We start from the raw sequence: 22,220 nt of genomic DNA, 5'->3' as shown, positions 1-22,220 counted from the left end.
CGCTTGTCCCCACGCCCTTCTCAACTTACGTAGAGTGACATGACCGACTTTTCTCCCCGCGAAATCGTAAGCGAACTCGACCGGTTCATCGTCGGCCAGCACGACGCCAAGCGCGCGGTATCGATCGCGCTACGCAATCGTTGGCGGCGCCTGCAACTGACCGGATCGCTCCGCGAGGAAGTGCTGCCAAAGAACATCCTGATGATCGGCCCCACCGGCGTCGGCAAGACCGAGATCGCACGGCGGCTGGCGAAGCTCGCCGGCGCGCCTTTCATCAAGGTCGAAGCCACCAAGTTCACCGAGGTCGGCTATGTCGGCCGTGATGTCGAGCAGATCATCAGGGACCTCGTCGAGGTCGCGATCTCGCTAACCCGCGAGCGCAAGCGCAAGGACGTCCAGGCGCGAGCTCAGCTCGCCGCCGAGGATCGCGTGGTCGATGCGCTGGTCGGCGCCACCGCAAGCGCAGCAACGAAAGAGTCGTTCCGCAAGAAGCTCCGCACCGGCGAGCTCAACGATAAGGAGATCGAGATCGAGGTTCAGTCCTCCGGCGGCCCCTCGATGTTCGAAATCCCGGGCATGCCCGGCGCGCAGATGGGCGCGATCTCGATTGGCGATATCTTCGGCAAGATGGGCAAGGGCACCAAGACACGCCGCCTTCGCGTGGAAGACGCACATGAGCCGCTGGTGAATGAGGAAGCCGATAAGCTGCTCGACAGCGACGCACTCGTGCAGGAAGCGATTTCAGTGGTCGAGAACAACGGCATCGTGTTTCTCGACGAGATCGACAAGATCTGCGTGCGCGACGGCCGCAGCGGCGGCGAAGTCTCCCGCGAAGGCGTTCAGCGCGACCTGCTGCCGCTGATCGAAGGCACCACCGTCTCCACCAAGCATGGCGCGGTGAAGACCGACCACATCCTGTTCATCGCATCCGGTGCATTCCATATCGCCAAGCCGAGCGATCTCTTGCCGGAATTGCAGGGCCGCCTGCCGATCCGCGTCGAGCTCAATGCGCTGACCCGTGATGACATGCGCCGTATCCTCACCGAGCCGGAAGCGTCACTGATCAAGCAGTATGTGGCACTATTGCAGACCGAAGGCGTGACGCTCGAATTCGCCGACGATGCCATCGATGCACTGGCCGATGTCGCCGTTGCCGTGAATTCAACCGTCGAGAATATCGGCGCACGACGTTTGCAGACGGTGATGGAGAGGGTGCTCGACGAGATTTCCTTCGCTGCGCCCGATCGCAACGGCGAGACCATCAGAATAGATGCCGCCTATGTGCAGAAGCATGTGGGGGATCTGGCGAAGAATTCGGATCTGAGCCGGTTTATTTTGTGAGACGAAGCACCGACCTCTCGCTCCCTCGCCCCGCTCTTGCGGGGAGAGGTTAAGAACGCGCCCGCCTGATCCGCACATACAGCGCACCGGCGCCGCCGTGCCCGATATGCGCTTCCTCGAATCCCACCACCAGCGACCGAAACTCCGGCAGTCCCAGCCAGAGCGGCACTTGGCGGCGCAGGACGCCGCGCTCGGATTCCGGGCCGGTCGTGCGGCCCTTGCCGGTGATAACCAGCACGAAAGTCATGCCGTCATGGCTGGCGCGATGCAGGAATGCCGACAGCGCGTGATGCGCGCGCGTCTGTGTCATTCCGTGCAGATCGATCCGCGCGTCGATGTCCTTGCGACCGCGCGAGAGCTGCGAACGCTCGCGACGGCCGAGCGGCGCCAGAGGCGGCACCGGCGGCGGCGCAGGCTTTGCGGTTTTGAGGACTGCCGGCGGTGCCGAGGTCATCGTCCTGGGCGCCGCGACTTTCACAAGCGTTGGCCCGTCTTCCTCAGGCTTCGGCTTCACCACACGCTTTTTGCGCAGCGGCTTGACCTGTTTGGCGACCAGTTCCCACAGCGCGCGCTCCTCTTCGCTCAGCACGCGGCGACGGCGCGGCGCCACGGGATCGATGAGTTGCGGTGGACGTGAACGCTTCATTGCCAGGGGAAACGGAAGAGGGACTGCGGCTGCTTCGCTACGCGACGATACACGCGGTGCCTGGCTTTGGCACGTTTCGGTTTAACTTCCCGCTTCACTTCAGGTTTTACTTCGGGTTTTTTCTGCGACTTCGCCTCGGCTGCGACTTGAGGCGCGACCGCAGGCCGTGCCTCCGGCAATGGCACTGTCGTAGCCGCGGCTGGCGGGGATGCCGGAGCGGGTGCGACTGCAGCCGCAGCTGGTTTTGCAACTGGCAATGGCGTCGTCATTGTCACGGCTGGCGCCGCGGGCTTCGACGCGACCGATGTATCAGATCTGGACGTATCGGGCCTTGCTGCAGCCTTGTTATCGATCGCGAAATTTTCGACCTTCGATGCTTCGACCGGCTTCGGCTCGGTCTGCGGGAACATCTTTGCGATTGTCTCAGACGGCCGCGCATCGGGCAGCGGCATGTGATGGCCGCGCACAGAGGGATCGAGACTCTTCGGCACCAGCATAACAAAGCGCGCAGGATGGCGCATCCGGCCGGCGACTCGGCCAGCTTCTGCGCCGGCCCCAAAATACAGATCGGCACGGGCCGGGCCGACAATGGCCGAGCCGGTGTCCTGCGCTACCATCAGGCGACGGAACGGCGTCTTTGCCGTATCCGAGTCGACCGGCAGATCGCCTTCGATGAAGAACGGTGTGCCATAGACATGCAGCGACTTGTCGACGGCGATGGATCGGCCCGGCGTCAGCGGCACGCCTTGCGCACCGACGGCTTCGTCCTTGTCGGAGAGCTGCACTTCGCGAAAGAAGACATAAGAGCGATTCTGCCGACGCAGTTCGCTCGCGGCATCCGGGTTCTCTTCCATATATTGCCGGATACGCTGCATCGACATCTGCTCGCGCGGAATGATGCCACGATCAATCAGCACGCGACCGACCGGCGTATAGCGATAGCCATTATGCGCATCGTAATTGATCCGCACCGTGCCGCCGTCTTCGAGGCGGACGCGCGCCGAGCCCTGGATCTGCGTGAACAGCAAATCGGTCTGGCTCTTCAGCCAGACGATTTCAAGCCCGCGCCCGGCGATGGCGCCGTCTTCGATCTCACCACGATCATAATAAGGCACGAGTTTGCGACGGCCAATCTTGCGGAACACATCGCCGCCATTTGGCATGCTTGCGGATGACTGGCGATAGCCGCGCACAAACAGATTCGACGGGCGGCGATAGACCGGCACGGTGTAAACGTCAGTCTTCGTGCGCGAACCGTCGATCACCGGCTCATAGTAGCCGGTGACGAAACCTTCAGGCTCGCCGAGCCGTGAGATACGCAGCGGCAGAAAATGGTCTTCGAAGAAGGCGCGCGCCTTGGCACCATCGGAAATCTCGGCAGTTCTCGCAGCCCGGCAGGGATCGCGGAGCGTGGTGCCAAGCGCCTTCGAATCAGTTGGTGGGTTGCGTTGAGCAACAATCGGCTTGCAGCTGGTGCGAAACGCCTGGAAGGCGAGGAGGTGATCGTCCTCGCTCCAGCCGCCAATATCGGTCCAATTCACCGGCGCATATTGGCTGCCTGTGAATTCGAACGGCCATTCCCGCGGCGGATTGTGCCGCGGCACATACACAAATTGTGCAGGATCATTCTTGACGTGCTTGGCGTGACGCCGGACCCGTGCGTCTGCAGAGACAGGGACCAACGCAGCAGCAATCACGCACAGCGCGGCAAGCCGGCCGAGCCTGGCAGCGTTATTGCACGCTGCCGGTGCCAACCAGCTTCCAATTCGGATCGCGCGAAGTGATGTCGCGGGCAAAGGTCCAGACGTCGGTGATGTCGCTGACCTTGTCGGCATTGCCGTCGACCACAGCGCCGGTCTTGTCGCGCGTCACCGAAATCATCTGCGACACGAAACGTACGGTGAGCTGTGCCGCGCGATCGCGCACTTCGGCGCCGACGAGTTCGGCCTTGTCGATGGAGACGAAACGGGTCTCGGTCTTCTGCTCGTTCTTCTCGCGGTCCTTGATGACGGCGTCGAACGAGTCGAACACTTCCGATGACAGCAGATCCTTCAGCGACCGACGATCGCCATTGGCAAAGGCCAACACGATCATCTCATAGGCGCCCTTGGCGCCGGTGATGAAATGGCGCGGATCGAACGACGAATCCTGGTCGACGATGGCATCGAGACCGGCGGCGAGCGGCGTGCCCGGTTCGGTGATGCCCTTCCAGCGCTCGGCGGGAGAGACGTCGGCGGCCGGTGCCGGCGCAGCCTGATCGATCGGACCGCCGGGCATCGGCACGACATTGCCTTCGGGCGGCAGAGCATCACGCGCGGCGCGGTCGAAGGGCGGACGCTCCTCGCCGGTGCGCTGTCCGAGCACGTTGCGCAGGCGGATGAAAATGAAGACCGCCAGTGCCAGGAAGATGATGGTGTAAATGTCCACGTCTTATTGCTTTCTGATCGGTGCCGGGCATGCCCGGCGGAAGACTATGCCGCCCATCGCGGTGCTGAAATCGGCTCCCGCAGGTCGGGAGATCGCGTCATGGGCGAACCTGCTCCATGTAGACATGAAACTAAGCCCAGCCAATGGCGCGCCATCGTGTCCGGCTGCGGCAAAGCGGCCTTCGCACCGGCAGCTTCGACCGCAACCGTTTCGATAAATTCTAGCGCGTTTGTCTGTCAGAGGAAATCGGATCGAACGAGGAAAACCCGCACTTTCAGTCATTTAACGTGAATTCGGGGCGAATATGACCGGTTTTGCACCTGGATGCCCAAGCGGTGGGTCAAACCGGCGATTTTCTAGCGTCCAGGTTGCGGCGGGGCATCCTTGTCGAGTGCCTTAGGCCTATGATAGCCACTCGCCGCGATCACCTCATTCGACCGTTCGTGCGGACGCCCGCGACGAACCGGTTCCACCCGCCCGGCAGCGCTTCAGGAGAATTTTCGATGGCAAACGGCAACGGCACCCCTCCGGAGCAGTCCCCCCCTCAGCTTAATGTACTGGCGCAGTACACCAAGGACCTGTCGTTCGAAAACCCGAACGCCCCAGCCTCGCTGGCACCGCAGGCCCAGCAGCCGAACATCAATATCCAGATCAATGTCGGCGCCAACAATCTCTCCGAGAGCGAATATGAAGTGACGCTGTCGGTCGAGGGCAAGGCCGAGAACGCCGGCTCGGTGCTGTTCTCGTTCGAACTGGCCTATGCCGGCGTATTCCGCATCGTCAACGTGCCGCAGGAAAACCTGCACCCGCTGGTTATGATCGAATGCCCGCGCCTGCTGTTCCCGTTCGCGCGCGAAATCATCGCCACCGCTGTGCGCGATGGCGGCTTCCCGCCGCTGATGCTCGATCCCGTGGATTTCGTCGGTCTGTACCGGCAGAACCTGGAACGTCAGGCTCAAGCCGACGCTGGTCCAGCAAACTAAGTTCGGGTGCTCCAAACAATAAGCTTACCTCATGGCCGGGCTTGTCCCGGCCATTGTCGTTTTACGACGGCGTTCCCAGAAATTCGTTCCAGATTGCCTTCTCGCCCATCGTTGCGACAAAGGCGCGGTGCTCGGCGCGATCGGCTTCGGTCACGCGCGGCGCAAGTGCGATCTCGCGCTGGCGGCGCGGTGCGTCATTGATGCTGCCGGTGCGCTGCGCGGGCGCTTCGTCCGCCAGGATAAGTTGCGACTGCCGGGCGCCAATGAGGTCGATATAGACTTCCGCCAGCAATTCGGAGTCGAGCAGCGCGCCGTGCTTGGTGCGGCGGGAATTGTCGATCGCATAGCGGGCGCAGAGATCGTCGAGCTTGTTCGACACACCGGGATGCTTGCGACGCGCCAGCAGCAGCGTGTCAACGAGACGCTCGCGCGGCACCGGCGGGCGCTTGATGCGATCGAGTTCGGCATTGATGAAGCCGAGGTCGAACATGCCGTTATGAATCACCAGCGGCGAATCGCCGATGAAGGCCATGAAGTCGTCGACCACTTCGTGAAACAGCGGCTTGGTTGACAGGAACTCGGCCGACAGCCCGTGCACGTTGAATGCTTCCTGAGGCATGTCACGCTCGGGATTGACGTAGACATGGAAGGTCTGGCCGGTCGGCATCCGGTTGAAAATTTCGAGGCAACCGATTTCCACCAGCCGATCGCCCCGGAGGGGATCGAGGCCGGTTGTTTCGGTATCCATGACGATTTCGCGCATCGCAATAAGCCGGTTGTCGAATCAGGGGGCGGTTACGGTCGCCGTTGCGGCATCTTAACAGCCTCGGCGAGAATTTCACGGATCTGCTCCCGCACGGGATCCAATCCGTTCGATGTATCCACCACGAAGTCGGCGCGCTTGCGCTTTTCGGCGTCAGGCAGCTGCCGCGCCAGAATGGCGTCGAGTTTCTCGGCCGTCATACCCTCGCGCGCCAGGATGCGCTCGCGCTGCTGCTCGGGATTGGTGGACACGACGACTACCGCATCGACCCGCTTTTCTCCGCCGGTTTCATAGAGCAGGGGCACATCGACCACTACCACCGGCACACCCGACTTCTCTGCATCGTCCAGGAATTTTCTGTGATAGGCGCCGAGCAGCGGATGCACGATCTGCTCGAGCCTCTTCATCGCGGCGGCATCGTGCACCACCAGCGGCGATAGCTTCGCGCGATCGACCTTGCCATTCACGGTGGTTCCGGGAAACGCCGCCTCGATCAGCGGTGCAGCTTCGCCCTCATAGATCATGTGCACGGTGGCGTCGGCGTCATAGACCGGCACGCCGGCTTCCATGAACAACTTCGCCGTGGTGGATTTCCCCATTCCGATCGAACCGGTCAGCCCCAATACGCGCATCAATTCCTCATAAAAATCAGATCGCGATCATCTCTTCGCCCCGCAGGAAACTCAACAGCGGCAACAGCGGCAGGCCGAGAATGGTAAAGTGATCGCCTTCAATCAGCTCGAACAGATGCACACCCAGACCTTCGAGCTGATAGGCGCCGACACTCGTCGTCACCTTGTCGCCCGCAGCGTCCAGATAGGCATTGATCGCCGCATCATCCAGCTTGCGCATGGTCATATGCGCCACGGAGACATTGGAGAACAACGTCGCACCATCGCAAACGACGGCAAGCGCTGAATGCAATTCGTGGGTCCGACCGGCGAGGATCGCAAGTTGTTCGGCCGCCTGTTCGCGTCCGGCGGGTTTGCTGAACATCCGATCCCCGAGCGCCAGGATTTGATCGGCGCCAAGAACATAGCGGCCGGGATGACGCAGCGAGATAAAGGCCGCCTTCCGCTCGGCGAGCAAGGCTGCGATCTCGCCCGGCGCCTTCAACCCGGATTTCTGCTGGATGCCGCGCTCGTCGATATCCGCCGGCATCGCATCAAACGTAATGCCAGCATTCGCCAGCAACTCACGACGCGCCAAACTCTGCGACGCCAGGATCAGTGGTTGCACGCCACGCCAAATGGTCATTCGGACATCCTCTGACGCTGGCGATCGGCCAGCAGTTTCATGATGGCTGCCGCGGTTTCCTCGATGGAGCGACGTGTCACTTCCAACAAAGCCCAGCCGTATTTGGCGCTAAGCTTGCGCGCATAGGTGACTTCGTCCGTGACCGACTGGCGATCGATATAATCGTCATTGGCCGTATCGCTACCAATGCTGAGAAGCCGGTTCTGGCGAATCTGAATCAAGCGCTCCGGCGTCGCATGCAGGCTGACCACCAGCGGATTTTTCAACGTCTCAAGCTGATGGGGAATGGGGATGCCGGGGACGAGCGGCACATTGGCCGTGCGCACACCACGATTGGCAAGATAGATCGATGTTGGTGTCTTCGATGTGCGCGAAACGCCGACCAGAACCACGTCCGCTTCTTCGAGGCCTTCCACATGCTGGCCGTCGTCATGCATCATCGAATAATTCAGCGCGTCGATACGCTTGAAATATTCGGCGTTGAGCGTGTGCTGCGCACCGACGCGGCCGGTGGTCGATGCACCAAGATAAGCCTGAAAGAGCTGCATCACTGGCCCGATGATCGACAGGCTCGGGCTGTTGATCTCCTGGCACTTGGCTTCCAACCGGCCGACGAGATCTTTTTCCAGCAGCGTGAAGAGAACAATGCCCGGCGCTTCCTCGATTTCGGAAAGCACACGATCGAGTTGCTTTTGGCTGCGGACAAGTGGGTAGACATGTTCGACCGGGGTGACGTTGGCATATTGCGCCGCGACGGCGCGGGCCACCGTGATCAACGTCTCACCGGTCGAATCGGAGACCAGATGAAGATGAAAATAGCTGCCGGTGGTTGGCACCATGATCGTGTATGTCCTGTGAATCTCTGTGGAGCTTTTCCGGGAAATCGACCATCACCTCAGCGGGCCCGGGATAACTCGGTTTTTTCTTCACAGGGCTCATGAAGAGGAAAAGCTCTGAGGCTGCTCTGAATGATAATGGGGTTATCCGGGTTTGTCTTGGGATAATCCAGTGCACGGCGACGGTAAGCCTTTGCGCTGCATATCGAACTTGCATGCAGGCCGCTTTGGAGAAATCACGTGGCCATGTGCATAAGCGTGGGACAGTTCCGGGATTGTTTTGGGCGGCTGAAATCCACTGTCACTTAGACTCAAACCTAAGATTCTATAAATATTATTTAAGAGAAGGATGGCTTGCGGATAGTGCGGTGATCCGCTCTGTATCGGCGCGTCCTGCAACGCGGCTTTCCGGTGAAATGTTCCGGTGTCTGCACGTGCGGTGTGACGCAGTGATGCTGGAAAGAACTTTCGAATGTATGAATGGGCCAAGGCGTTGCATGTGATCGCCGTCATCTCCTGGATGGCGGGCATGCTCTATCTGCCGCGACTGTTCGTCTATCACTGCGATGCGGAGATCGGCTCGAAGCAATCCGAAACCTTTAAGGTGATGGAGCGTCGCCTGCTCAAGGCGATCATCAATCCGGCGATGATTGTCACCTGGATCCTCGGCCTGTATCTCGCCTGGGCCGGTCACTGGTTCAGCTCGGGCTGGTTTCACGCCAAACTGACGCTGGTGCTGCTGATGTCTGGCGTTCATGGCTTCCTGAGTGCCCGGGTGCGTGATTTTGCTCAGAACAAAAATACGCGGACTTCGAAATTTTATCGAATTATCAACGAGGTACCGACAATTTTGATGATCCTGATCGTCATTTTGGTGATCGTGAAGCCGTTCTAGGCCAAATTTGTCATCACAACCGCCGTTTCGGCTCCTTGCGCGACACCCTGCGATTTTCTATATTCGCGTTATCCCACCCCACGCAGGCGGATGTGGTTTGTACCGGTTTCGCCTTTTGAACCGGCCACCGCATCAGGTTTGAAGCTCCTTCAGCACCTTCCTCGCTCAAGACTTCCTGGCCAGAGACCTGCGGACTTTCCTGATCTTTTCCAGCGTCCGCATCCGTCTTGGCTACCTCGCGCTCCCTCCCCGACTTTCCACAGGATCCCTCCCAATGCGGGAAATGAAACTCCAGGACCTCAAGGCCAAGACGCCAGCCGAGCTTGTCTCGTTTGCGGAAGAGCTCGGGGTCGAAAATGCCAGCACCATGCGCAAGCAGGAGCTGATGTTCGCGAGCTTGAAGCAGCTGGCGATCAAGGAAACCGACATCATCGGCGAAGGTGTCGTCGAGGTTCTCTCCGACGGCTTCGGCTTCTTGCGGTCGCCTGATGCGAATTACCTGCCTGGCCCGGACGATATCTACGTCTCGCCCTCGCAGATCCGCCGCTTCGGCTTGCGCACTGGCGATACGGTCGAAGGCCATATCCGCAGCCCGAAGGAAGGCGAACGTTATTTCGCTTTGCTCAAGGTCAATACGCTCAACTTCGAAGATCCCGAGAAGTCGAAGCACAAGGTCAATTTCGACAACCTCACCCCGCTGTTTCCGGACCAGCGCTTCCGCCTCGAGCTGGAAGATTCGACCCGCCGCGATCTCTCGGCGCGTGTCATCGACATCGTCGCGCCGATCGGTAAGGGTCAACGCGCACTGATCGTCGCGCCGCCGCGTACGGGTAAGACCGTGCTGATGCAGAACATCGCGCATTCGATCACCGCCAACCACCCGGAATGCTATCTGATCGTTCTTCTGATCGACGAACGTCCGGAAGAAGTCACCGACATGCAGCGTTCGGTGAAGGGTGAGGTCGTCTCCTCGACCTTCGACGAACCGGCGGTGCGTCACGTTCAGGTCGCCGAAATGGTGATCGAGAAGGCCAAGCGCCTGGTCGAACATGGCCGCGACGTGGTCATCCTGCTGGATTCGATCACCCGTCTTGGCCGTGCTTACAACACCGTGGTGCCGTCATCCGGCAAGGTGCTGACCGGCGGTGTCGACGCCAATGCTCTGCAGCGTCCGAAGCGCTTCTTCGGTGCGGCCCGTAATGTGGAAGAAGGTGGTTCGCTGACCATCATCGCCACCGCGCTGGTCGATACCGGCAGCCGCATGGACGAAGTCATCTTTGAAGAATTCAAGGGCACCGGTAACTCGGAACTCATCCTGGACCGCAAGGTCTCGGACAAGCGGACCTTCCCGGCGATCGATATCTCGCGCTCGGGTACCCGCAAGGAAGAGCTCATCACGGATCCACAGCTGCTCAAGAAGATGTATGTGCTCCGCCGGATCCTCAATCCGATGGGTACGATGGACGCTATCGACTTCCTGCTCGACAAGCTCCGCAACACGAAGAACAACTCGGAATTCTTCGATTCGATGAATACGTAAGTTTCGGGGCTGTTCGAGCGAACAGCTGCAGGACTGCAAAACGCGCCGTTGCGAAAGCAGCGGCGCTTTTTTGTGTCGGTTCTTTGTACTGGCCGTTGACCGTCATTCCGGGATGTACGGAGGTCGGCGAAGACGCCTGATGCACAGACCCGGAATCACGGATTGTCTTAAACATCTCGGGATTCTGGGTTCAGAATCCCCATTGCATCGCATCGCCCCCATCGGCAAATAGGCGATGCATCCACGCGACCAGACGATCTACGCTTTGTCCTCCGGCCGCCCGCCGACAGCGATTGCGATTGTCCGCGTGTCAGGTCCTCAGGCAGGTGAGGCGCTGACGCGTCTGGCAAGGAAGCTGCCGGCGCCGCGGATGGCCACCCATGTTCTCCTCTCGGATGACCGGCTCGGCCCGATCGACGATGCGGTGGCGCTGTGGTTTCCGGGGCCAGCGAGCGCGACCGGCGAGGACGTTGCCGAATTTCATATTCATGGCGGGCGCGCGGTATTGGCTTCTTTGTTTGAGGCCCTGGGCGCCATCGACGACTTACGGCCGGCGGAGCCCGGCGAATTCACGCGCCGCGCGTTCGAGAACGGCAAGCTCGACCTGACCGAGGCGGAAGGCCTCGACGATCTGATTCACGCGGACACTGACCGGCAGCGGCGTCAGGCGCTGCGGCAACTCAAGGGACTGCTCGGCGACAAGGCGCGCAACTGGCGACAGCAGATCATCGAGGCGCTGGCCCTGGTCGAAGTCGGCATCGATTTTTCCGACGAGGGCGATGTATCCGCCGAATTGCTGGCGCCGGCTCTGGCGAAAGCATCGGCGCTGCATCGGGAGATCGAGGAGGTGCTGGCGGCGCAGAGTCGAAGCGAGCGGTTGCGTGACGGTCTGGTGGTGGCGATCGCCGGCCAGCCCAATGTCGGTAAATCGACGCTGATGAATCAGCTCGCCCGGCGCGATGTCGCAATCGTATCACCGCATGCCGGCACCACCCGGGACGTTATCGAGGTGCAGCTCGACCTCGACGGTTATCCGGTAACGATCATCGACACCGCCGGCATTCGCGAGACGGCCGATCCGGTAGAGGAGGAGGGTGTGCGCCGGGCGCGGGCTCGGGCGGCCGAGGCGGATCTGGTGCTATGGCTGGTTGACTCCAGCGCGGAGGTATCCAATCCAGAACAATGGCTGGCGGAATCTGAAACGCCGGTCTGGGTGGTCCAGAACAAGGTCGATCTGGTCCAGACTGCGTCGGCCGGGCCTGACCTGTTGATCGCAATTTCTGCGGAACGCGGTGATGGCCTCGCACAACTGTTGGCCCTGCTTGTCGATTTTGCCGGTCGGTACTTCGGGAGCGGCGAGGCCGGGCTGATTACCCGGGAGCGGCAGCGTCTTTTGCTGCGCAGCACATCGGATTTGTTGCAGCACGCTGCAGCATCGGCTGAGCAAGGCGAAGAATTCGTTGCCGAAGATATGCGTGCTGCAGCGCAGCAATTGGGACGATTGCTGGGACGTGTCGATGTAGAGGATATCCTCGATAGCATCTTCCGGGACTTTTGTATAGGTAAGTAATATTTCTTTGTTCATTATTTAATGAAATGAATGTGAGATCATCTAAGAAGCGAGCCTCTCGGTTAAAGAGATTTTACCCGTCTCAAAAGGACAAGACTGCTTCGTTGCGGGCGTGCGCCACGCAATGACGGCTAAAGCAGATGGTGTTTCACGTGAAACAGTCCTGCCTCTCAGATCCTCTTCAGAGGACATCCGTTGTTTCACGTGAAACACTGCCTGTGGATTTCTCTTCAATCCCGGCGGCGCCCGCGCTAGAAGCTGCGGCCATGCAGGACAAGTTTGACGTCATCGTAATCGGGGGAGGCCATGCCGGCTGCGAGGCCGCGGCTGGTGCTGCGCGCATGGGCGCGCAGACGGCACTGGTCACGCACCAGTTCGCGACTATTGGCGCGATGTCCTGCAACCCCGCCATCGGTGGTCTGGGCAAGGGTCATCTGGTTCGCGAAGTCGATGCGCTGGACGGATTGATGGGACGCGTGGCCGATGCCGGCGGCATCCAGTTCCGCATGCTCAATCGCAAGAAGGGCCCGGCCGTCCGCGGCCCGCGCACCCAGGCGGACCGCAAGCTTTACGCTGCAGCGATGCAGGCGGCGATCGTGGCGACCGAGAATCTGAGCGTGATCGAGGGCGAAGCCGACGATCTGCTCACGGCCAATGGTCGAGTCACCGGCATCCGTCTGGCCGACGGCCGCGAACTCTCCGCCGGATCGGTGGTCATCACCACTGGGACCTTTCTGCGCGGCCTGATCCATCTCGGCGAGAAGAACTGGCCCGCTGGCCGGATCGATGAAGCTCCCGCACTCGGCCTGTCCAAGGCGTTCGAGCGCGTCGGTTTTACCCTCGGACGGCTCAAGACCGGTACGCCACCGCGGCTCGATGGGACCACCATCGACTGGGCGGGGGTAGAGATGCAGTTCGCCGACGATCCGCCGGAGCCGTTCTCGGTCATGACCGAGCGGATCACCAATCCGCAGATTCAGTGCGGCATCACGCGCACCACACCGGCCACCCATGAGGTGATCCGGGCCAATGTGCATCGCTCGCCGATGTATTCCGGCCAGATCAAGAGCTCAGGGCCGCGCTATTGCCCGTCCATCGAGGACAAGATCGTCCGTTTTGGCGATCGTGATGGCCACCAGATCTTCCTGGAGCCGGAAGGCCTTGATGACTCCACGGTCTATCCCAACGGCATCTCTACCTCACTGCCCGAGGAGGTTCAGGTTGCGATCCTGGCCTCGATCCCCGGTCTCGAGCGGGTCCGAATGGTCCGCCCCGGTTATGCGATCGAATATGACCACGTCGATCCCCGCGAACTCGATCCGACGCTGCAGACCAAGCGCGTCTCCGGCCTGTTTCTGGCCGGGCAGATCAATGGCACCACAGGATACGAAGAGGCCGCCGCCCAGGGTCTGGTCGCCGGTCTGAATGCGGCCCTGGCTGCGAGTGGGAGCCAGTTGACCGTGTTCGACCGGGCTGACGGTTATCTCGGCGTGATGATTGACGATCTGGTCACCCGCGGAATTACCGAGCCCTATCGGATGTTCACTTCGCGGGCCGAATATCGTCTCACGCTGCGTGCCGACAACGCCGATCAGCGTCTGACTGACAAGGGTATCAGCCTGGGATGTGTCGGCAGCGCTCGTTCGGCCCGGCATGGCGCCAAGATGGAAGCCCTCGCCGCTGGTAAGGCCCTGACCCAGGCGCTGTCGATCACTCCTAACGGGGCCGCTAAGCACGGTCTGGCGCTTAATCATGACGGTCAGCGCCGCTCTGCCTTCGATCTCCTCTCCTACCCAGAGACCGAATGGGCCACCGTGACCCGGATCTGGCCAGAATTATCGGCCATTGACCCAGCGATCGGCACCCATATCGAGATCGATGCCAAATATGATGTCTATCTGAAGCGTCAGACCGCGGATGTGGAGGCTTTTCGCCGTGACGAGGGTCTCTCGCTGGTGGATGTCGACTATGATGCGGTCCCCGGACTGTCCAATGAGGCCCGGGCCAAGCTCAAGGCCGCGCTTCCACACACGGTGGGGCAGGCGGGACGTCTGGATGGTATGACTCCGGCCGCATTGGCCATTCTCGCGGCCTATCTCCGCCGCGAAGCACGCAAGCCGAAGGCTGCTTTGGCCTAGTTGGTTGTTTCACGTGAAACAGGAAGCCGAAATCAACGCGGCTCCGTTGAAGGTGGCTTCGCTGGCCGACGGGGCCAGAAGGCAATAGCTGCGACGGCCACTGTAAAGAGAACCACGGCGACGATCGTCTGGACCACGTCGAAATTGAGTGCGTCACGCGAGACGAACAGCGCGGTGATGGGTGCTGCCAGCATCAGGAAAAGCCGTACGATCACACTCATGGTCATCTGCCTCCAACGATGATTCATTGGAGGCCGGACTCGTCCTGCTCGCATTGATCCTGGTCAACTCACTGTCCTGAATCCTCTATACTGCAAACCCTTGCGCCCTCAGGACGGCATTCAGCTGGTTATCAGAGGTGCTGAACAGGTCGTACAGGACGGCGTAAGGATCGCCTTCAAGCTTGAGCGCACGCGCAAAGGCAGGCTCTGTCTTGCTCCTCCGGCCCGTAACGCGCAGATGTCGGTGTGGAAGGCGGGTCCGCCCAGGGTCAGCAGTCGCTTCTCGACTTCGAAGTGCCACCAGCCAGCTTGATCCTGTACGGGAGTCGAGCTGACAAAGATCTCGAACGGCCATCCATACGCTTCGAATGTCGCGATCACCGGTCGGCCTTTGGCCGACCATTGATAGATGGCAAAGCTTTCGGACTCTCCGAAGTGCTTCCAGACAAGTTCAACAGCCGCGGACAGGTCGGCGGTGCAACAGACGATATCGATGTCACTGTCGGGCCGGGCGACGCCGAGCGGCAGCGTGCCGATCACATGCGGGTCGAATGGCTCGAGGATGCGGAGCAGGCCGGTGCGTCGAAGGGCATCCTGATAAGTCGGTCGCTCATTCATCGACAATTCCCGCCCGGATTCGTCACCTCAATCCGGCAATTTGATAGCGGCTGTAATGGACTCAGAGTATGGATGGGTCCCAACAGCTTTTCAGACAATCCAATGGCGCAACGATCCCAGCAAGCGGCTCCCGCTCCCCGGCTCGATGCCGATAAGGCTGCGGCCTTGCGGCTGACACCTGTTTCACGTGAAACGGAAGACAGGCTCGATCGCTATGTCGACCTGTTGCTGCAGTGGCAGGCCAAGACAAATCTGATTTCGCCGGCCACGCTTCCAAATCTCTGGACGCGCCATATCTCGGATTCGCTGCAGCTTCTGAACCTCGCGCCGGATGCAAAGATCTGGCTGGACTTCGGCAGCGGCGGAGGTTTTCCAGGCGTGGTTCTGGCCTGTGCCATGGGTGACGTCTCAGGTGGGCATGTCCATCTCGTCGAGCGAAACGCCAAGAAGGCGGCGTTCCTGCGCGAAGCGTTACGTGTGACGCAAGCCCCAGGCACAATTCATCTGGCTGACATCGGGGATAATGTGGATAGATTTCCCGAGCATGTCGATTGCATCACCGCGCGTGCCGTTGCCTCGTTACATATCGTCATCGGTTTCGCCGAGCCTCTGATGAAGCCGGGTACAAAAGCCTTATTTCTCAAGGGTCAAGATGTAGAATCGGAATTGACCGAAGCTACTAGATATTGGAATATAAGCCCGCGCCTGCATGCCAGCCTGACCGGCGGACAAGGCTGGATCGTCGAACTCGACCGGATCGAGCGACTGACCCCGTCCGCAAACCAAGATGGCCACACCAATGACCGTAATTGATCAGCAATATCAAGAGCATACGTCAAATGCGGTGCCTGGCCATCCGCGCATCCTGGCGCTGGCCAACCAGAAGGGCGGCGTCGGCAAGACGACGACTGCGATTAATCTCGGCACCGCACTCGCCGCGATCGGCGAGCGCGTGTTGATCGTCGATCTCGATCCGCAGGGCAATGCATCTACCGGTCTCGGCATCGATCGTCGCAATCGCAACTGCTCGACCTATGACGTTCTGATCGGCGAAGCACCACTGCGCGATGCGGTCGTCGTCACCGCCGTGCCGCGTCTGCACATAGCCGCCTCGACCATGGATCTGTCGGGCCTTGAGCTTGAACTCGGTTCGGCCCGCGACCGCGCCTTCCGGCTGCGCGATGCGATCGGCGAATTGAACAACAATGTCTCGCCAGGCTCCGACTATACTTACGTGCTGATCGATTGCCCGCCATCGCTCAACCTTCTCACCGTCAATGCCATGGCCGCGTCGGATGCGATTCTCGTTCCGCTGCAGTGTGAGTTCTTCGCGCTCGAAGGTTTGTCTCAATTGTTGCAGACCGTGGAGCAGGTACGCTCGACGCTGAATCCGAACCTGTCGATCCATGGCATCGTGCTGACCATGTTCGACTCGCGCAACAACCTGTCAAACCAGGTCGTTGCCGACGTACGCGAATTCATGGGCAGCAAGGTCTACGAGACCATGATTCCGCGCAACGTCCGCATTTCGGAAGCGCCGTCCTACGGCAAGCCGGTGCTGGTCTATGACCTGAAGTGCTCGGGCTCTGAAGCCTATCTGCGGCTCGCGACCGAAGTGATCCAGCGCGAGCGCGACCTGCGCACCGCTCACTGAGCAAGTAGGGTGGGCAAAGCACAGCGTGCCCACCACAGCGGATCGCAAACGATAATGGCAGGCGCGGCGCAAGTGCGCCTTTGCCCAGCCTGTAACCGAATTTCAAGTTTGAGTACGGAGTGGCGCGATGAGTTCGAAGGGATTGGCGATGGCTGATGAAGCGCGTTCGCGGCTGGGCCGCGGTCTTGCGAGTCTGATCGGCGATGTCGGCGGTGAGGCCGCGCATGTCGAGCGTCCTTCGCGCAACCAGCGCAAGGTGCCTATTGAATTTCTCAAGGCCAATCCGCGCAACCCGCGTCGGGCTTTTGCCGATGCTGAGCTCGCCGAACTCGCCGCTTCGATCAAGCAGCATGGCGTGATCCAGCCGATCGTGGTGCGGCCGGTGAAGGGTAGCAACGATCGCTTCGAGATCATCGCCGGCGAGCGCCGTTGGCGTGCGTCGCAGATCGCCGGTCTGCATGAAGTGCCGATCGTGCCGCTCGATGTGACGGATTCGGCCGCGATGGAAATCGCGATCATCGAGAACGTCCAGCGCGAAGATCTCAATGCGATGGAAGAGGCGCAGGGCTATCACGCGCTCGCCGAGACCTACAAACACAGCCAGGACGAGATCGCGAAAATCGTCGGCAAGAGCCGCAGCCATGTCGCCAACATGATGCGCCTCACCAAGCTGCCGGAAGACGTGCAGGGCCTGATCGCATCGGGGCAGCTCTCCAACGGTCACGCCCGCGCATTGATCAACCTGCCGGACGCATCGGGCGCTGCGAAGCGGATCATCGCCGAGGGACTGAACGTTCGTCAGACCGAAGCACTCGCGCACGAAGAGGGCGTGCCGGAACGCGCGCCGCAGAAGCCGCGCACGTCGTCTCCCAAGGCGGCGAAGGATGCCGACACGATCGCGCTGGAAAAGCGGGTCAGCGACGTGCTCGGGCTGAAAGTGTCGGTGGATCACCGTGATCCCGGCGGGACCGTGATCATCAAGTACCGTGATCTCGATCAGCTCGACGAAATTCTGAAGCGGCTGGATTCGGAGAGCTAACCACGCCGTCTTGCATTCACGGCAATCGACATCAACGCCCTCTGTGCGATCACCGCGCCGAGGGCGTTTTGCTTGCGCACGTCGAGAGCAGCGATGGCAAGCTGCTCGATGATGTTGACCAGCCGCTGCGCCGAGAAATTTCGCAGCGCTGCTTCCACCGTTCCCTTGCGGGAAAAATGCAGCCGCGGAAATCCGCTTTCCACGGCAGCTGATGCCGAACTACCAGCCTCCACCAGCAGGCTGGCTTTGTGCAGCAATGCGGCCTGGCGCTGCGCGGCCATCATGATCATGCCCGGATAAGTTCCGGCGATCATCGCCTTGTTGAACTCGACTTCCACCGCGGCGGGATTCCCGGCAAAGGCGCCGTCGACAATTGGATCGATCTTCAGCTCGGACGCGTCGGCGACGACGGCCATCACGTCGTCGAGCGTGACTTCGCCGGTACCATGCGCATAGAGCGTGAGCTTGCGGAGCTCGTTACGCGATGCCTGCCGATCGCCGCCGAGCAGCGACATCAGTGTGGCGCGTGCATCCGGCGCCATGCGGAGATTGGAGACGCGGAGCTCTTCATCGATAAGCTTTGCGAGATCGCGCTCGGTGTCGGGGTAACAGGCGATGGCCACCGCGGTCCTGGCCTTCTCGCAGACTTTCCGCAATGGCGATTCCGGCCGAAGCTCACCAGCCTCGATGACGATGCGGCAATCCTTGATATCGGAGTCAGCGAGCGTGTCGACGCCGCTGGAAAAATTCTTCGAGCCTGCGCGCACACGGATCGCGCGACGACCGCCGAACAGCGGCACCGTCATGGCTTCTTCTACGAGACGCGATGGCTCGGCGGCCAAATCATCGCCGTCCATGCGAACCAGCGAAAATGGATCATTGGGATCGTCGACCGCGGATTTCATCAGCGCGTCGGCGCGTTCGCGAACGAGTCCAGCGTCAGCTCCGTAGAGCAGGATAATGGGCCGGCCGGCATCCGGCCTGGCCAGGAACGTGTCGATATCTTTTCCGCGAAGCGCGACCACGCGACAGGCTTAGGTGCCGGCGTAGAAGAACGACGCCAGACGGGTATTGATGTTGTCAGCGATCTCACCCGCCGCGCGGTCCTCGGCGTCGCGATAGGCGCGGGCACGGGCGAAGCGCTGCAGCTGACCGGGGATGTCATAGGTGACGCGGGAGAAGGTGCTGCCGGTCAGGACCTGCTTTCCGGTGGCGATCTCGATCAGGCCATAGGTCGCGTCGATACCGTAATTTTCGCTGGTCGGCAGCGCGGTATTCGGGTCGACGATCAGCGAGGTCCGGCTTGGGTTGAAACGGATCTTCAGCTGATAGGTCGGCGGCAGGCCGGTAGCGCTGCCGTACATCTTGAACATCAGTGCATTGCGGATATTCACGCCGACACGGGCTTGCGGCGACGCGTTGGGATAGTCTAGCGGCGGAACCTCGACGCCCTGCAGCTTCTCGCGCAGGCCGGGTTTACCGTCGCCACGCTCGGCATACATCGGCTGGAAGCAGCCGGCCGTCAGCGCCGCCAGGGTGGCGACGACCATGAGCCGGGCGGCAATACGGGATTTAGCCGACAACATTCACGATCCTCTGGGCGACGACGATGACCTTCTTGACGGGTTTGCCGTCGAGAGCTTGTTTTACAGCATCGAGCGCCAGAGCGGCAGCCTCAATTTCCGGGTTCGTCGCTTCCCGGGCCACTGTGACTTCTCCGCGCTTCTTGCCGTTGACCTGTACCGGCAGGGTCATGGTGTCTTCAACCAGCAGATTGGGCTCGATTTGCGGCCAACGGGCTTCCGAGATCATGCCCGGTTGCCCCAGTACGCCCCAGCATTCCTCGGCCAGATGCGGCATCATCGGCGCAAACAGTTGAACAAGAATGACCGAGGCCTCGTGCAGCGCCCAGCAGACGTCCGGGGCCAGAGTTCCCGGCTTCGCTAAAGCTTCGCCCAGCACATTGGAAAATTCGCGGATATGGGCGAGGCAGACATTGAAATGCAGCTTTTCGATCTCGGTCGAGACCTTGCTGAGCGCGCCATGGGCCGCCTTGCGGATCGCCAAGGCATCGGGGCCGAATTCAGCCGGCCGGGCTGCCGGCGCCGATTTGCCGTGCGCGGCTGATTCGTTGATCTGCCGCCACAGACGCTGCACGAAGCGCGAAGCGCCTTTGACGCCTTCTTCGCTCCAGATGACGTCGCGGTCGGGCGGCGAATCCGACAGCATGAACCAACGGGCGGTATCGGCGCCGTAGGTGCCCATGATGTCGTCGGGGTCGACTGTGTTGCGCTTCGACTTCGACATCTTTTCGATCGGGCCGATGGTGATGTCTTCGCCAGTGGCGATCAGCGTAGCGCGTTGGCCGTTACCGCCGATCTCGATGTTGATCTCGGCCGGTGAGGCGAAGGTGCCGTCCTGTTTCTTGTAGGTCTCGTGCACCACCATGCCTTGCGTGAACATGCCGGCAAACGGCTCGTCGAAATTGACGTGGCCGGTGGCCTTCATGGCGCGGGTGAAGAAGCGGCTGTACAGCAGATGCAGGATCGCGTGCTCGACGCCGCCGATATACTGATCGACAGGCATCATTCGATTGGCAACGGCGGTCGTCGTGGGTGCCGACGTGTTCCATGGATCCGTGAAGCGCGTGAAGTACCAGGACGAATCCACGAAGGTGTCCATGGTATCGGTTTCGCGCCGCGCATCCGCGCCGCAGTTCGGGCACTTCACATGCTTCCACGTCGGATGATGATCGAGCGCATTGCCCGGCTTGTCGAAGGAAACGTCCTCCGGCAGCACGACCGGCAGATCCTTGTCCGGCACCGGCACGATATCGCAGCTCGGGCAGTGGATGATCGGGATCGGGCAACCCCAATAGCGCTGACGTGAGATGCCCCAGTCGCGCAGGCGGAAATTGATCTCGCGCTTGCCCCAGCCGTCCTTCTCGAAAATCTCGAGCGACTTCTTCATCGCTTCTTCGCAGGTCATCACACCGGGTGCACCCACCCAACGGACATACTGCACAGTCTCACTTTTCGCCGGAGCGAAAGCGATGTTACCAACGCGCTCATCGCTACCGACGGGCACGAACACGTCGAGCACCGGCAGGTCGTACTTGCGCGCAAAATCCAGGTCGCGCTGATCGTGTGCGGGGCAGCCGATGATGGCGCCGGTGCCGTAATCCATCAGCACGAAGTTTGCGATATAGAGTGGCAGTGTCCATGACGCGTCGGCGGGATGCGTGACCTTGATGCCGGTGTCAAAGCCGAGCTTCTCGGCTGTGTCGATCTCGGCCTGCGAGGTGCCCATGCGATGGCATTCCTCGATGAAGGCGACAACGTTGGGGTCTTTTTCTGCCAGCGCTTTCGCCAGCGGATGATCCGGCGAGATCGCAGCGAAAGTCGGGCCATACATCGTGTCCGGGCGTGTCGTGAACACCGGCAGTTTGTCGAATCCCGCGGGTGCGCCGATCAGTCCGAACTGGAAATGCAGACCTTCCGACTTGCCGATCCAGTTGCGCTGCATTAGGCGCACCTTGTCGGGCCAGCGATCCAGCGTATCCAGGGCAGACAGCAGCTCGTCGGAATATTTACTGATCTTGAAGAACCACTGGGTCAGCTCGCGCTGCTCCACCAGCGCCCCTGAGCGCCAGCCGCGGCCGTCGATCACCTGCTCATTGGCCAGCACGGTATGGTCGACCGGATCCCAGTTCACCTTGGACTTCTTGCGCTCGGCCAAACCTGCCCGCATGAAATCGAGAAACATCTTCTGCTGATGCTTGTAGTAGGTAGGGTCGCAGGTTGCGAATTCGCGCGACCAGTCCAGCGACAAACCCATGGTCTGCAGCTGCTTTTTCATCGACGCGATGTTCTCATAGGTCCACGCCTTCGGAGCGACTTTGCGCTCGATCGCGGCGTTCTCGGCGGGCAGGCCGAACGCATCCCAGCCCATCGGATGCAGCACGTTCTTGCCCTGCGCGCGCTGGAAGCGCGCAACCACGTCGCCCATCGTATAGTTGCGGACATGGCCCATATGGATGCGCCCCGACGGATAGGGGAACATCTCGAGTACGTAATACTTCTCGCGCGGATCGTCGTTCTTGGTGGCGAAGATCGCCTTGTCGTCCCAGACGCGCTGCCAGCGCGGTTCGGTCTCGCGGGCGTTGTAACGTTCGTTGCTCATGGTGTTTTTGAAATCCGCCGGCCGGTTCGAGCGCTTCTCAGATCATGGACGCGCGAACGAGGTCGCAAACCGGTGCTTGCTCGGGCTGAATTCGCGCTTGAGGCCGGGGA

The 22,220-nt window shown here is 60.8% G+C and carries 21 protein-coding genes; 9 read left to right on the top strand and 12 right to left on the bottom strand.

All coding sequences use genetic code 11. From position 1 onward, the window contains the following. Nucleotides 1–39 precede the first annotated feature (39 nt). Nucleotides 40–1,341 (top strand): ATP-dependent protease ATPase subunit HslU, encoded by a 1,302-nt coding sequence (gene hslU, locus AB7813_RS20145; RefSeq protein WP_068730236.1) that lies wholly within the window; start codon nt 40–42, stop codon nt 1,339–1,341. A 49-nt stretch (nt 1,342–1,390) separates the two neighbouring features. On the opposite strand, the gene AB7813_RS20140 is transcribed toward hslU, so the two are convergent. The 3 genes from AB7813_RS20140 to AB7813_RS20130 are packed head-to-tail and all read right to left on the bottom strand — an operon-like array spanning nt 1,391 to nt 4,414. Beyond that, nucleotides 1,391–1,987 carry a Smr/MutS family protein gene (locus tag AB7813_RS20140; protein WP_439065425.1) on the bottom strand — a complete coding sequence of 199 codons (597 nt, stop codon included), beginning with the start codon at nt 1,985–1,987 and terminating at the stop codon, nt 1,391–1,393. Continuing rightward, nucleotides 1,984–3,741, bottom strand: a complete 1,758-nt coding sequence (gene mltA / locus AB7813_RS20135) for a murein transglycosylase A (protein WP_439065424.1) — start codon at nt 3,739–3,741, stop codon at nt 1,984–1,986. The genes AB7813_RS20140 and mltA overlap by 4 nt, the downstream gene beginning before the upstream one ends. Continuing rightward, on the bottom strand, nt 3,719–4,414 hold the full coding sequence (locus AB7813_RS20130; RefSeq protein ID WP_068730234.1) for a Tim44/TimA family putative adaptor protein: 696 nt from the start codon (nt 4,412–4,414) through the stop codon (nt 3,719–3,721). Before AB7813_RS20130 ends, mltA begins: the two co-directional genes overlap by 23 nt. Nucleotides 4,415–4,917: 503 nt before the next feature. Here AB7813_RS20130 and secB point away from each other — a divergent pair. After that, the gene (secB, locus tag AB7813_RS20125) at nt 4,918–5,397 is read left to right on the top strand and encodes a protein-export chaperone SecB (protein ID WP_068730233.1); all 480 of its coding nucleotides are present in this window, start codon (nt 4,918–4,920) and stop codon (nt 5,395–5,397) included. Nucleotides 5,398–5,458: 61 nt separating this feature from the next. On the opposite strand, the gene dnaQ is transcribed toward secB, so the two are convergent. From dnaQ to AB7813_RS20105, 4 genes are read right to left on the bottom strand one after another with little or no spacing between them, the layout of a single operon-like run. Then, entirely contained in the window at nt 5,459–6,160 is a 702-nt protein-coding gene (gene dnaQ / locus AB7813_RS20120; RefSeq protein WP_089263111.1) for a DNA polymerase III subunit epsilon, read from the bottom strand. A 32-nt stretch (nt 6,161–6,192) separates the two neighbouring features. Continuing rightward, on the bottom strand, nt 6,193–6,792 hold the full coding sequence (gene coaE / locus AB7813_RS20115; protein WP_184512508.1) for a dephospho-CoA kinase: 600 nt from the start codon (nt 6,790–6,792) through the stop codon (nt 6,193–6,195). Between the two features lie 16 nt (nt 6,793–6,808). Continuing rightward, nucleotides 6,809–7,417 carry a Maf family protein gene (locus AB7813_RS20110; protein ID WP_309941539.1) on the bottom strand — a complete coding sequence of 203 codons (609 nt, stop codon included), beginning with the start codon at nt 7,415–7,417 and terminating at the stop codon, nt 6,809–6,811. Then, the gene (locus AB7813_RS20105) at nt 7,414–8,253 is read right to left on the bottom strand and encodes a pyruvate, water dikinase regulatory protein (protein ID WP_089263669.1); all 840 of its coding nucleotides are present in this window, start codon (nt 8,251–8,253) and stop codon (nt 7,414–7,416) included. Before AB7813_RS20105 ends, AB7813_RS20110 begins: the two co-directional genes overlap by 4 nt. A gap of 472 nt (nt 8,254–8,725) precedes the next feature. On the opposite strand from AB7813_RS20105, the gene hemJ reads away from it, so the two are divergent. The 4 genes from hemJ to mnmG all read left to right on the top strand — a co-directional run bounded on the left by hemJ (nt 8,726) and on the right by mnmG (nt 14,396). Next, nucleotides 8,726–9,148, top strand: coding sequence for a protoporphyrinogen oxidase HemJ (gene hemJ, locus AB7813_RS20100; RefSeq protein WP_439065423.1), 423 nt, complete (start codon nt 8,726–8,728; stop codon nt 9,146–9,148). Between the two features lie 274 nt (nt 9,149–9,422). Then, nucleotides 9,423–10,688, top strand: coding sequence for a transcription termination factor Rho (rho, locus tag AB7813_RS20095; RefSeq protein ID WP_068730228.1), 1,266 nt, complete (start codon nt 9,423–9,425; stop codon nt 10,686–10,688). Nucleotides 10,689–10,923: 235 nt separating this feature from the next. Next, a complete protein-coding gene (gene mnmE, locus AB7813_RS20090; RefSeq protein ID WP_439065422.1) occupies nt 10,924–12,258 on the top strand; it encodes a tRNA uridine-5-carboxymethylaminomethyl(34) synthesis GTPase MnmE in 1,335 nt (444 codons plus the stop codon). Nucleotides 12,259–12,524: 266 nt separating this feature from the next. Then, nucleotides 12,525–14,396: a tRNA uridine-5-carboxymethylaminomethyl(34) synthesis enzyme MnmG gene (gene mnmG / locus AB7813_RS20085; protein ID WP_439065421.1), complete on the top strand. Its 1,872-nt coding sequence runs from the start codon at nt 12,525–12,527 to the stop codon at nt 14,394–14,396. 32 nt (nt 14,397–14,428) lie between these two features. Here mnmG and AB7813_RS20080 read toward each other — a convergent pair whose 3' ends face one another. Together AB7813_RS20080 and AB7813_RS20075 are read right to left on the bottom strand one after the other, a co-directional pair. Continuing rightward, entirely contained in the window at nt 14,429–14,617 is a 189-nt protein-coding gene (locus AB7813_RS20080; protein ID WP_439074148.1) for a hypothetical protein, read from the bottom strand. A 120-nt stretch (nt 14,618–14,737) separates the two neighbouring features. Then, the gene (locus AB7813_RS20075; RefSeq protein ID WP_441228310.1) at nt 14,738–15,235 is read right to left on the bottom strand and encodes a DUF4269 domain-containing protein; all 498 of its coding nucleotides are present in this window, start codon (nt 15,233–15,235) and stop codon (nt 14,738–14,740) included. A gap of 102 nt (nt 15,236–15,337) precedes the next feature. Between AB7813_RS20075 and rsmG the strand changes: the two genes are divergently transcribed. The 3 genes from rsmG (at nt 15,338) to AB7813_RS20060 (ending at nt 17,928) form a co-directional block, all read left to right on the top strand. Continuing rightward, nucleotides 15,338–16,048, top strand: a complete 711-nt coding sequence (gene rsmG / locus AB7813_RS20070; protein WP_441228981.1) for a 16S rRNA (guanine(527)-N(7))-methyltransferase RsmG — start codon at nt 15,338–15,340, stop codon at nt 16,046–16,048. Next, nucleotides 16,035–16,889 carry a ParA family protein gene (locus AB7813_RS20065; protein WP_309941557.1) on the top strand — a complete coding sequence of 285 codons (855 nt, stop codon included), beginning with the start codon at nt 16,035–16,037 and terminating at the stop codon, nt 16,887–16,889. Before rsmG ends, AB7813_RS20065 begins: the two co-directional genes overlap by 14 nt. 148 nt (nt 16,890–17,037) lie before the next feature. Next, nucleotides 17,038–17,928, top strand: coding sequence for a ParB/RepB/Spo0J family partition protein (locus AB7813_RS20060; RefSeq protein WP_184520081.1), 891 nt, complete (start codon nt 17,038–17,040; stop codon nt 17,926–17,928). Here AB7813_RS20060 and holA read toward each other — a convergent pair. From holA to leuS, 3 genes are read right to left on the bottom strand one after another with little or no spacing between them, the layout of a single operon-like run. After that, nucleotides 17,925–18,953, bottom strand: a complete 1,029-nt coding sequence (gene holA / locus AB7813_RS20055) for a DNA polymerase III subunit delta (RefSeq protein WP_441228309.1) — start codon at nt 18,951–18,953, stop codon at nt 17,925–17,927. The two genes, AB7813_RS20060 and holA, sit on opposite strands and share 4 nt — an antisense overlap. Nucleotides 18,954–18,962: 9 nt before the next feature. Then, nucleotides 18,963–19,514 (bottom strand): LPS assembly lipoprotein LptE, encoded by a 552-nt coding sequence (locus tag AB7813_RS20050; protein WP_089263131.1) that lies wholly within the window; start codon nt 19,512–19,514, stop codon nt 18,963–18,965. Further along, the gene (gene leuS, locus AB7813_RS20045; RefSeq protein WP_120287671.1) at nt 19,501–22,110 is read right to left on the bottom strand and encodes a leucine--tRNA ligase; all 2,610 of its coding nucleotides are present in this window, start codon (nt 22,108–22,110) and stop codon (nt 19,501–19,503) included. The genes AB7813_RS20050 and leuS overlap by 14 nt, the downstream gene beginning before the upstream one ends. Between the last annotated feature and the right edge of the window lie 110 nt (nt 22,111–22,220).

This window comes from Tardiphaga sp. 20_F10_N6_6, assembly GCF_052076045.1.
GTDB lineage: Bacteria > Pseudomonadota > Alphaproteobacteria > Rhizobiales > Xanthobacteraceae > Tardiphaga > Tardiphaga robiniae.
Note: the sequence above shows the minus strand (reverse complement) of the source record. Positions and strands in the feature narration are given on the sequence as shown.

What these genes read in the sequence shown, in the direction of transcription:
- hslU (WP_068730236.1), top strand. Translation starts at nt 40, where the DNA reads ATGACCGACTTTTCTCCCCGCGAAATCGTAAGCGAACTCGACCGGTTC.
- AB7813_RS20140 (WP_439065425.1), bottom strand. Translation starts at nt 1,987, where the DNA reads ATGAAGCGTTCACGTCCACCGCAACTCATCGATCCCGTGGCGCCGCGC.
- secB (WP_068730233.1), top strand. Translation starts at nt 4,918, where the DNA reads ATGGCAAACGGCAACGGCACCCCTCCGGAGCAGTCCCCCCCTCAGCTT.
- dnaQ (WP_089263111.1), bottom strand. Translation starts at nt 6,160, where the DNA reads ATGCGCGAAATCGTCATGGATACCGAAACAACCGGCCTCGATCCCCTC.
- coaE (WP_184512508.1), bottom strand. Translation starts at nt 6,792, where the DNA reads ATGCGCGTATTGGGGCTGACCGGTTCGATCGGAATGGGGAAATCCACC.
- AB7813_RS20110 (WP_309941539.1), bottom strand. Translation starts at nt 7,417, where the DNA reads ATGACCATTTGGCGTGGCGTGCAACCACTGATCCTGGCGTCGCAGAGT.
- hemJ (WP_439065423.1), top strand. Translation starts at nt 8,726, where the DNA reads ATGTATGAATGGGCCAAGGCGTTGCATGTGATCGCCGTCATCTCCTGG.
- rho (WP_068730228.1), top strand. Translation starts at nt 9,423, where the DNA reads ATGCGGGAAATGAAACTCCAGGACCTCAAGGCCAAGACGCCAGCCGAG.
- mnmE (WP_439065422.1), top strand. Translation starts at nt 10,924, where the DNA reads ATGCATCCACGCGACCAGACGATCTACGCTTTGTCCTCCGGCCGCCCG.
- mnmG (WP_439065421.1), top strand. Translation starts at nt 12,525, where the DNA reads ATGCAGGACAAGTTTGACGTCATCGTAATCGGGGGAGGCCATGCCGGC.
- AB7813_RS20080 (WP_439074148.1), bottom strand. Translation starts at nt 14,617, where the DNA reads ATGAGTGTGATCGTACGGCTTTTCCTGATGCTGGCAGCACCCATCACC.
- AB7813_RS20075 (WP_441228310.1), bottom strand. Translation starts at nt 15,235, where the DNA reads ATGAATGAGCGACCGACTTATCAGGATGCCCTTCGACGCACCGGCCTG.
- rsmG (WP_441228981.1), top strand. Translation starts at nt 15,338, where the DNA reads ATGGCGCAACGATCCCAGCAAGCGGCTCCCGCTCCCCGGCTCGATGCC.
- AB7813_RS20065 (WP_309941557.1), top strand. Translation starts at nt 16,035, where the DNA reads ATGACCGTAATTGATCAGCAATATCAAGAGCATACGTCAAATGCGGTG.
- AB7813_RS20060 (WP_184520081.1), top strand. Translation starts at nt 17,038, where the DNA reads ATGGCTGATGAAGCGCGTTCGCGGCTGGGCCGCGGTCTTGCGAGTCTG.
- AB7813_RS20050 (WP_089263131.1), bottom strand. Translation starts at nt 19,514, where the DNA reads ATGTTGTCGGCTAAATCCCGTATTGCCGCCCGGCTCATGGTCGTCGCC.
- leuS (WP_120287671.1), bottom strand. Translation starts at nt 22,110, where the DNA reads ATGAGCAACGAACGTTACAACGCCCGCGAGACCGAACCGCGCTGGCAG.